At 70.3% G+C, this 7,215-nt stretch carries 8 protein-coding genes; 1 reads left to right on the top strand and 7 read right to left on the bottom strand.

Translation table 11 applies throughout. The features are described from left to right. Window positions 1-528: 528 nt before the first annotated feature. Window positions 529-1,803 carry a tyrosine--tRNA ligase gene (gene tyrS, locus ACZ7CH_RS38110; protein ID WP_360397879.1) on the bottom strand — a complete coding sequence of 425 codons (1,275 nt, stop codon included), beginning with the start codon at window positions 1,801-1,803 and terminating at the stop codon, window positions 529-531. 121 nt (window positions 1,804-1,924) lie between these two features. On the opposite strand from tyrS, the gene ACZ7CH_RS38105 reads away from it, so the two are divergent. Continuing rightward, window positions 1,925-2,326, top strand: a complete 402-nt coding sequence (locus ACZ7CH_RS38105) for a hypothetical protein (protein WP_360397877.1) — start codon at window positions 1,925-1,927, stop codon at window positions 2,324-2,326. A gap of 59 nt (window positions 2,327-2,385) precedes the next feature. On the opposite strand, the gene ACZ7CH_RS38100 is transcribed toward ACZ7CH_RS38105, so the two are convergent. Genes ACZ7CH_RS38100 through ACZ7CH_RS38075 form a run of 6 tightly spaced genes read right to left on the bottom strand, consistent with a single transcriptional unit; the run spans window position 2,386 to window position 7,203 of the window. Continuing rightward, complete coding sequence (locus ACZ7CH_RS38100; protein WP_470376159.1) at window positions 2,386-3,003, bottom strand: DNA-3-methyladenine glycosylase; 618 nt, start codon at window positions 3,001-3,003, stop codon at window positions 2,386-2,388. Further along, window positions 2,993-4,384 (bottom strand): argininosuccinate lyase, encoded by a 1,392-nt coding sequence (argH, locus tag ACZ7CH_RS38095; RefSeq protein ID WP_470376158.1) that lies wholly within the window; start codon window positions 4,382-4,384, stop codon window positions 2,993-2,995. Before argH ends, ACZ7CH_RS38100 begins: the two co-directional genes overlap by 11 nt. Before the next feature lie 12 nt (window positions 4,385-4,396). Beyond that, window positions 4,397-4,666 (bottom strand): argininosuccinate synthase, encoded by a 270-nt coding sequence (locus ACZ7CH_RS38090; RefSeq protein ID WP_458430904.1) that lies wholly within the window; start codon window positions 4,664-4,666, stop codon window positions 4,397-4,399. Continuing rightward, window positions 4,659-5,144 (bottom strand): arginine repressor, encoded by a 486-nt coding sequence (locus ACZ7CH_RS38085; protein WP_360397871.1) that lies wholly within the window; start codon window positions 5,142-5,144, stop codon window positions 4,659-4,661. The genes ACZ7CH_RS38090 and ACZ7CH_RS38085 overlap by 8 nt, the downstream gene beginning before the upstream one ends. Next, window positions 5,141-6,073 (bottom strand): ornithine carbamoyltransferase, encoded by a 933-nt coding sequence (gene argF, locus ACZ7CH_RS38080; RefSeq protein ID WP_360397869.1) that lies wholly within the window; start codon window positions 6,071-6,073, stop codon window positions 5,141-5,143. Before argF ends, ACZ7CH_RS38085 begins: the two co-directional genes overlap by 4 nt. Beyond that, window positions 6,070-7,203 (bottom strand): acetylornithine transaminase, encoded by a 1,134-nt coding sequence (locus tag ACZ7CH_RS38075; protein ID WP_360397887.1) that lies wholly within the window; start codon window positions 7,201-7,203, stop codon window positions 6,070-6,072. The genes argF and ACZ7CH_RS38075 overlap by 4 nt, the downstream gene beginning before the upstream one ends. Between the last annotated feature and the right edge of the window lie 12 nt (window positions 7,204-7,215).

The raw sequence follows: 7,215 nt of genomic DNA, 5'->3' as shown, positions 1-7,215 counted from the left end.
GTCTAGCTACTCAAAGGAATACTCCTGACGAGGAGTATTCATATTACTGGCTGTGTTATCGGCACGCTGTTGAGTTCTCAAAGAACACGCGCTCATCATCACGGTCCGCCGCACGGCGACTCGATCCGAGGCTGTGTCGTACATAAGCTTGTTGTTGAAACTTCCGACGCCCTTGGCCTCTGAGCTCAGACGAGCTACCGGCTGGGTCTTCGTCGTTTCTCGGTCACCCACTCTACCACAGTCCGTGGAAGCTTGGTTCGTGACCCTCGTCGCGCTCCGTTCCGGTGTTCCCGGCCCGTTTCGCGCTGACATGGAGAAAGTTACACGCACGCCAACTCGGGGTCAAATCGGGGGCAAACCGTTCACCCGCGGTGGTGAAACCGCAGGTCAACAGCCCCGTACAGGACCCACGAACACGCTATCGCAGCCCCGATCCCCTGCACACTGTGACCGCGATCACGTTCAGAAAGATCGAAGGCCGCCCGCCCCGTGCGGGACAGACGGCCTTCGGACAGCTGTAGACCCAGGTCAGAGCGCTACCCGCACGCCGGCGTTGTTGCGCTTCCCCCGGCGGAGGACCAGCCACTCACCGTGGAGCAGGTCCGACGACGACGGCTTCCACTCCTCGTCGGTCACCTTCGCGTTGTTCACGTAGGCACCACCCTCGTTCACCGTGCGCCGCGCGGCTCCCCTGCTGTCCGCCAGCCCACCGGCGATCAGCAGGTCGACGATCGTGGGCTCGTCCGCGAGCCGGACGTCACCGGTCGGCGCCTCCGCCAGGGCGGCCTTCAGCACCGACTCGTCCAGGTCCCGCAGCTCGCCCCGGCCGAACAGCGCCTGAGAGGCCAGCTGCACCTGCTCCGTCGCGCGCTTGCCGTGCACCAGGTCGGTGAACTCCTGCGCGAGCCGCTTCTGCGCCGAGCGCAGGTGCGGCTTCTCCGCCGTCTCCCGCTCCAGCTCGCCGAGCTCCTCGCGGGAGAGGAACGTGAAGAGCCGCAGGTAGCGGAGCACGTCGGCGTCACCGACGTTGACGAAGTACTGGTACCAGGCGTACGGCGAGGTCATCTCCGGGTCGAGCCACACGTTGCCGCCGCCGGTGGACTTGCCGAACTTGCGGCCCTCGGCGTCGGTGACCAGCGGTGCGGTCAGCGCGTGCACGTGCTTGCCCTCGACCCGGCGGATCAGGTCGACGCCGCCGACGATGTTGCCCCACTGGTCGGAGCCGCCGATCTGCAGCGAGGTGCCGTACTTGCGGTGCAGCTCCAGGTAGTCGTTCGACTGCAGCAGCAGGTAGCTGAACTCGGTGTAGGACATGCCGTCCGACTCGAGCCGGCGCTTCACCGTCTCCCGCGACAGCATGACGTTGACCGAGAAGTGCTTGCCCACGTCGCGCAGGAACTCCAGCGCGGTGACCTGGCCGGTCCAGTTGAGGTTGTTCTCGACGACGGCGCCCGTGGCCGAGGAGTCGAACTCGACGAACCGCTCCAGCTGGCCGCGGATCCGGTCGGCCCACTCGGCGACGGTGTCGAGCGAGTTCAGCGTGCGCTCGCCGGTGTCGCGCGGGTCGCCGATCATGCCCGTGGCACCGCCGGCCAGCACGATGGGCCGGTTGCCCGCCCGCTGGAACCGCGACAGCATCAGCAGCGGCACGAGGTTGCCCGCGTGCAGCGACGGCGCCGTCGGGTCGAAACCGCAATAGAGGGTGAGCGGGCCGGCGGCCAGGTCCTTCCGGAGTGCGTCGAGGTCGGTGGACGTCGCGATCAGGCCGCGCCAGGACAGTTCGTCAAGGATGTGCTCGCTCACGCGTCTCATTGTCGCCTACCTGGTCCAACGTGTTTCGACCCGGTACGCGGACGGGTACGCCAGCGCCATGACAGACCCACGTGATGCGGAGTTACGGCGGCCCACCGAGCGCTTGCCGCGCGTGAACGAGCGGGTGAACGAGCCGGTCGTCGAGGAAGTGGTCGAGCGCCGCGACGACACGTACCGCAAGGTGCGCACCGTGCACAGCGTCTGCGCGGTCATCGACGTCGTGTGCTGGGTGTTCGCCATCGTGCTTCTGGTGCACATCTTCCTGGTGATCGCCGATGCCAACGCGACCAACGGGTTCTTCCAGTTCGTCGCGGGCTGGGCGGACGGGATCACCCTGGGCCTGGAGGGCCTGTTCACGCCGGACAGCCCCAAGGTGGCGGTGCTGTTCAACGAGGGCCTGGCCGCGGTGCTCTGGCTGCTCATCGGCACGCTGCTGACGAGCCTGATCACCCGGTTGGCGCTGCCGGTGGACCACCGCAGGGCCTGGTACCGCAGGACCACGGTGCGGCCGTAGCCGACGGCGGCGGGGTGGCCGAGCACGTCACCCCGCCCGTCCCGTCCTCACCGGACAGGTCAGCTCGACTCCGGTGCCGGGCTCGCGCGCCGTTTCCCGCCGCGCTTGTAGGTCGACACGGACGGGGAGTCGATCCAGAACCGCCACGGCACGTCCATCGCCACGGCGACACCCACGCGCGGTCCGGAGTGCACGGTCGTCACCGGGTCGCCCGCGTACAACCGCACCGGCGAGTCAGCAGACGTCAGGTCGAGGCCGTTGGAGCCGCGGTCCAGCCCGAGGACCTTGCACAGCCGTGCGGGTCCCTTGGCCAGTTCCGCCGCGGAACGCGAGGCCGGGCGGCGGGAGAACGCGATGTCCTCGCCCTCGACGACCTCTCCCGCGCGCAAGAGCACCGCACCGGGCACGCCGTCGGTCAGCGAAACGACGTTGGCGCAGAAGTGCATGCCGTAGACGAAGTACACGTACAGATGGCCGGCCGGGCCGAACATGACCTCGTTGCGGGGCGTCTTGCCGCGGTAGCAGTGCGACGCCGGGTCGTCGCCGCCCCGGTACGCCTCCACCTCGACGATGCGCACGCGCACGCCGCCGGTCTCCAGGAAGGACCCCAGGAGGAGCCGGGACGCGTCGACCGGGTCGACCGCCAGCTCCTCCCGGGTGAGCAGCCTAGAACTCACGGGCCGCCGATGCCTTGGCCACCAACGCGTCCAGCTGTTCGCGGACCCGCGGGGGTGCCGTGCCGCCGTGGGCGTTGCGGGACGCGATCGAGCCCTCGATCGTGAGCACCGAACGGACCGAAGGCGTCAACGCGGGCGAGATCGCCGCGAACTCCTCGTCGGTGAGGTCCTCCAGGCCCACGCCACGGGACTCCGCCGCGCGCACGCACGCACCCGCGGCCTCGTGCGCCACGCGGAACGGGACGCCTTCGCGCACCAGCCACTCCGCGATGTCCGTGGCGAGCGTGAACCCGGCCGGCGCGAGCGAGGCCATCCGGTCGACGTCGAACTTGAGCGTCGCGACCATGCCCGCGAACGCCGGGAGCAGCAGTTCGAGCTGTTCGACCGAGTCGAACAGCGGTTCCTTGTCCTCCTGGAGGTCGCGGTTGTACGCGAGCGGCTGGGCCTTCAGCGTCGCCAGCAGCCCGGTGAGGTTGCCGATCAGCCGGCCCGACTTGCCGCGCGCCAGCTCGGCGACGTCCGGGTTCTTCTTCTGCGGCATGATCGACGAGCCGGTCGACCACGCGTCGTCGAGGACGGCGAACCGGAACTCGGCGGTGGTCCAGATGATGACCTCTTCCGCGATCCGCGACAGGTTCACGCTCACCATGGCGAGCACGAACGCGATCTCGGCGGCGAAGTCGCGTGCGGCGGTGCCGTCGATGGAGTTCTCGACCGGTGCGGAGAAGCCCAGGTCGGCGGCCACCTTCGCGGGGTCGAGGCCCAGCGAGGAGCCGGCCAGCGCACCGGAGCCGTACGGCGAGAACGCCGCGCGCTTGTCCCAGTCGTGCAGGCGGTCGACGTCGCGCAGCAACGAGTGCGCGTGCGCCAGCAGGTGGTGCGAGAGCAGCACGGGCTGCGCGGACTGCAGGTGGGTGCGGCCCGGCATGACGGCACCGAAGTGCGTCTCGGCCTGTCCCGCCAGCGCGTCCACGACGTCCAGCACGCCCGCGGCGACCCGGCGGGCGGCGTCGCGCAGCCACATCCGGAACAGCGTCGCCACCTGGTCGTTGCGGGACCGGCCCGCGCGCAGCTTGCCGCCCAGCTCGGCGCCCGCGCGGTCGATCAGGCCGCGCTCCAGGGCCGTGTGGACGTCCTCGTCCTCCAGCACCGGCGTGAACGCGCCCGACTCGACGTCGGCCAGCAGCTCGTCCAGCGCCTTGTGCATGCCGGCGAGCTCGTCGTCGGTGAGCAGGCCCGCCGCGTGCAGCACACGGGCGTGCGCACGCGAGCCGGCGATGTCGTACGGCGCCAGCCGCCAGTCGAAGTGCGTCGACAGCGACAGGCGGGCCATCGCCTCGGCCGGTCCCGACTCGAACCGGCCACCCCACAAGGAACTCATTGCACGCAACTTTCAGCTAGCGAAGTCGTAGAGGGATTCTTCCGAACGGGCGACGATGCCCACCACGCGCCCCTCGGACAGCGTGATGTCGACCTCGCCGGAGCCACCGCGGATCGCCGTCCGCGCCACCCGCAGCGCCACCGAACCGAGGCTGGACCGCACCACGCCGGCGCGGAAGTTCAGCTCCCGCACGGCCTCGGGCACGGTCAGCGTCTCGCCGTCCACCGCGACCGGCACGCCCTCGTCGAACGTCACGACGGCGTGCACCGGGTGGTCATTCATCGCCGTTGACCGAGGCCAGCGCGGTGAGCCGCTCGGCCAGCTCCGCGCCGGTCATCGGCTCGCGGGCCACGACCAGGATCGTGTCGTCGCCGGCGATCGTGCCGACGACCTCGTGCAGCGCGGCCCGGTCGAGCGAGCTGGCCAGGAACTGCGCGGCACCGGGCGGGGTGCGCAGCACCGCGAGGTTGCCCGACGAGTCGGCCGACACCAGCCACTCGCTGAGCAGCCGCACCAGCCGGGTGGTGCCGCCCTGCACGCCGCGCACCGGGCTGCCGTCCTCCGGGATCACGTAGACCGGCGCACCGCCGTCGGGTCCGCGCAGCTTGACCGCGCCGAGCTCGTCGAGGTCGCGCGACAGCGTGGCCTGCGTGACCTCGATGCCTTCCGCGGCCAGCAGCTTCGCGAGCTCGGACTGGCTGCGGACGGCCTGCTGGCTGACGATCTCGACGATGCGGCCCTGCCGGGCGGTGCGGGTCATGACGACTGCTCCAGCAACCACACGAGCAGCGCCTTCTGGGCGTGCAGCCGGTTCTCCGCCTCCTGCCACACCAGCGACTGCGGGCCGTCGAGCACCTCGTCGGTGATCTCCCAGCCGCGGTGCGCGGGCAGGCAGTGCAGCACCGTCGAGTCCGGTTTGCCGGTCGCGGCCAGCAGGTCGGCGTTCACCTGGTACGGCCGGAACGGGCCGACGCGGTCCTTGCCGTCGTTCTCCTGGCCCATGGACGTCCACGTGTCGGTGACCAGCACGTCGGAGCCGTCGACCGACTCGCGCGGGTCGCTGATCAGCGCCACCGAGCCACCGGTCTCGGCCGCCCGCTTCTTGGCGTCCTCCAGGAACTGCGGGTTGGGCACGAACCCGGCCGGTGCGCCGATGCGGACGTGCATCCCCGCCGTGGCGCCGCCCAGCAGCAGCGAGTGCGCCATGTTGTTGGCGCCGTCACCGAGGTACGTCAGCGTGAGGCCGGCCAGCGTGCCGTAGCGGCGGCGGATCGTCTGGAGGTCGGCGAGCACCTGGCACGGGTGGAACTCGTCGGTCAGCGCGTTGACCACGGGAACCCGCGACACGGAGGCCATCGCCTCCATGCGGGCCTGGGCGAACGTCCGCCACACCACGGCGTCGACGTACCCGGACAGGATTCGCGAGGTGTCCTCGATGGTCTCCTCGCGGCCGAGCTGCATGGAGCGGCCGTCGATGATCACCGGGTTGCCGCCGAGCTGGGCGATGCCGACCTCGAACGACAGCCGGGTGCGGGTCGAGTTCTTCTCGAAAATCACGGCGACGGACTTCGGGCCCGCCAGCGGCTTCGCGGTGAACCGGTCGGCCTTGTAGGTGTCCGCGAGGTCGAGGACGGCGGCCTGCTCGGCGGTCGTCAGGTCGTCGTCGCGGAGGAAGTGCCGCAGAGTCACGCCTGCTCCTCGAAGAAGGTCGGCAGCGCGGCCACGAACGACTGCGCGTCGGATTCGTCCAGCACCAGCGGCGGGGCGAGCCGCAGCACGTCGGGCTGGATGGGGTTGATGAGGTAACCGGCCTTCTGCGCGGCCGCCGCGGCCTTCGCCGAGACCGCCTCGCGCAGCGTGATGCCGAGCAGCAGACCGGCTCCCCGGACCCCGGTGATCGCGGGGTGGTGCAACGCCTCGACACCGGTGGCGATCTCCTTGCCCACCGCGGAGACGTGCTCCAGCAGGCCTTCGGAGGCGATCGTGTCGAGCACGGCGAGCCCGGCGGCGCAGCACACCGGGTTGCCGCCGTAGGTCGTGCCGTGGTGGCCGGGCTTGAACAGCTCAGCCGCCGCGCCGAAGCCGATGGTGGCGCCCAGCGGCAGGCCACCGCCGATGCCCTTGGCGAGCGTCAGGACGTCCGGCACGATCCCGGCCTGCTGGAACGCGAACCACGTGCCGAGGCGGCCGATGCCGGTCTGCACCTCGTCGAGGATGAACAGCGCGCCGTGCTCGGCGGTGATCCGGCGGACCTCCTGGAGGTAGCCCGCCGGAGCGACGACGACGCCCTGCTCGCCCTGGATCGGCTCGACGATGAACGCCGCCGTGTCGTCGTCGATCGCGGCTTCGAGTGCGGCCACGTCACCGAACGGGACGTGCTCGACGCCGGGGACGAGCGGTGCGAACGGCGCGCGCTTGGGTTCCTGGCCGGTGAGCGTCAGCGCGCCCATCGTGCGGCCGTGGAACCCGCCGACGGTCGAGACGACCTTCGTGCGGCCGGTGAGGCGGGCCATCTTCAGCGCCGCCTCGTTGGCCTCGGCGCCGGAGTTGCAGAAGAAGACCTTGCCGGGCTCGCCCGCGATGTCGAGCAGGCGCTCGGCCAGCTTCAGGGCGGGCTCGTTGACGTACAGGTTGCCGGTGTGGCCGAGCTTCGCGATCTGCGTCGAGACCGCCTCGACGATCGCCGGGTGCGCGTGGCCGAGCGCGTTGACGGCGAGACCCGTCAGCAGGTCGACGTAGCGGTTGCCGTCGGCGTCCCAGACGTGCGCGCCCTCACCGCGTTCGAGCTGCAGCGACGGTGTGCCGTAGTTGTCCATCATGGACTGTTGCCA

The organism is Lentzea sp. NPDC037011 (assembly GCF_055607425.1).
The sequence above is the reverse complement of the archived record's forward strand: the minus strand, read 5'-3'. Positions and strand labels throughout refer to the sequence as shown.